2 protein-coding genes are annotated in these 1,757 nt (G+C 33.5%); one reads left to right on the top strand and one right to left on the bottom strand.

The window, feature by feature from the left end:
* Positions 1 to 30 precede the first annotated feature (30 nt).
* A complete protein-coding gene (locus F6K13_RS31670; protein ID WP_192901036.1) occupies positions 31 to 303 on the bottom strand; it encodes a hypothetical protein in 273 nt (90 codons plus the stop codon).
* 263 nt (positions 304 to 566) lie between these two features.
* Between F6K13_RS31670 and F6K13_RS31665 the strand changes: the two genes are divergently transcribed.
* Complete coding sequence (locus tag F6K13_RS31665) at positions 567 to 1,739, top strand: transposase (RefSeq protein WP_287289659.1); 1,173 nt, start codon at positions 567 to 569, stop codon at positions 1,737 to 1,739.
* Positions 1,740 to 1,757: the final 18 nt, after the last annotated feature.

The raw sequence follows: 1,757 nt of genomic DNA, 5'->3' as shown, positions 1-1,757 counted from the left end.
TACACGACCCCTAACTTAATAATTTTAATCTCAACGATTAGTTTGAGATTCTGCCAAATTATCGGCAAACTCTTCACTAATTCCGGCAAAAGTCTCCTGACTCTGTTCATACATAGAAAGACCACTTTTAATTGCACCCTTAACTACTTTTCTTGCAACTTTTGTGACAGTAGGAGCAACTAATGGACCAATCAAAAACGCACCTAGTCCTAATAATGCAAGGCGATCGTTTGTTTGACCATCTTCAACCATTTCTCGGAGGTGAAGAGTGACTACAGATTTTTTTAAGTGAACAAGTGACATAATTAATATAAGGAACAAGATAAGATGGGTTTTTTGTAGGGGCTGATTTAGTAAATAAAGTCTTGGAATTAACCAAAATATATATACAAATATCTACAAAAACTATTTCCCTACCATTCTATCAGAGAATCTTGAAAGAGGACTCCCGCTATAATTTCTAATTTAGCGGTGAAATGAATTTCAACAAATCTATTAATTGAGCGAAGCGCGAATCAATCCAGTATCAGTTATAATATAGTTATTAACATTTTATTTTTCAACCTTTGATTACTTTAACTTACCAGTACAAGCTCAACCAAACTCAGCAACAAGAAATAGAGATTAATCATATTCTTGATGTTTGTAAGAGTGTGTACAATTATGCTTTGAGAGAGCGAAAAGACTGGTCAAGTGCGAGAAAATCACCAATTAATAGCTGTTCAATTGTTTCCGAATATATTATTCCTGCTGATGCGCCTTATCCTAATTACAATCATCAAGCCAAAAATCTCACAATAGCTAAAAAAATTCATCCTAAATTAAAGTCAGTTAATGCTCAAGTTTTACAACAAACTTTAAAAATTTTGGATAGAGCTTTTTCTGACATGAAATCTCAAGGAAAAGGTTATCCAAGGTTTAAGAAAAAACTGAGAAGTTTTGTTTTTCCTGCAATGCTGAAAAATTGCTTAGGCAATAATAGAGTTAAACTACCTCAACTAGGTTGGATTAAAATCAGACAAAGTAGACCATATCCAGATGGTTTTCAAGCTAAACAAGCTAGGATAGTCAAAAAAGCTAGTGGCTATTATTTGATGATTATTTTTACTTCATCTGAGTTATTGCCAGATAATCCAGTAGGTAAAAAGTCATTAGGAATAGATGCAGGTATAGAAAGTTTTGTAGCTACTTCAACTGGAAAATTAATCAAATCTCCTAAGTTTTTATTCAGCCAACTACGCGAGCTTAAATTGCTGCAAAGAAGACTTAATAAAAAAAAGAAGGGGTCAAATAATTGGTTAAAACTTCAGAAAAAGATAGCTAAAATACATGAGAAAATAGCCAATACTAGACGGGACTGGCATTTCAAATTAGCTCATGAACTTTGTGATAATACAGACAATATTTTCGTTGAAGATATTAACTTTAATTCTTGGTCTAGAGGTATTGTCAGAAAACAATCTAATGACAGTGGCATCGGTCAATTTATCAATGAAATACTTCCTTATATCTGCTGGAAAAGAGGCAAATATTATGGAAAAGTTGACAAGAATTATACTTCTCAAGAATGCCCTAAATGTGGGCAGATTGAAAAGAAAAAACTCTCTGATAGAAAACATAATTGCAGCAACTGTGGTTATGAAATAAATCGTGATATAGCTGCTGCAAAAGTAATCAGAAATAGAGGTTTAATAGCCGTGGGGCACGCGGTTAAAGAAAAGCTTGTGGAGATGGTCTGACGGGGGTACAACTCAGTT

This window comes from Okeania sp. SIO2B9 (assembly GCF_010672505.1).
Taxonomy (GTDB): domain Bacteria; phylum Cyanobacteriota; class Cyanobacteriia; order Cyanobacteriales; family Microcoleaceae; genus Okeania; species Okeania hirsuta.
Note: the sequence above shows the minus strand (reverse complement) of the source record. Positions and strands in the feature narration are given on the sequence as shown.

Coding starts and splice junctions, on each gene's coding strand:
- F6K13_RS31670 (WP_192901036.1), bottom strand. CDS start 303: ATGTCACTTGTTCACTTAAAAAAATCTGTAGTCACTCTTCACCTCCGA.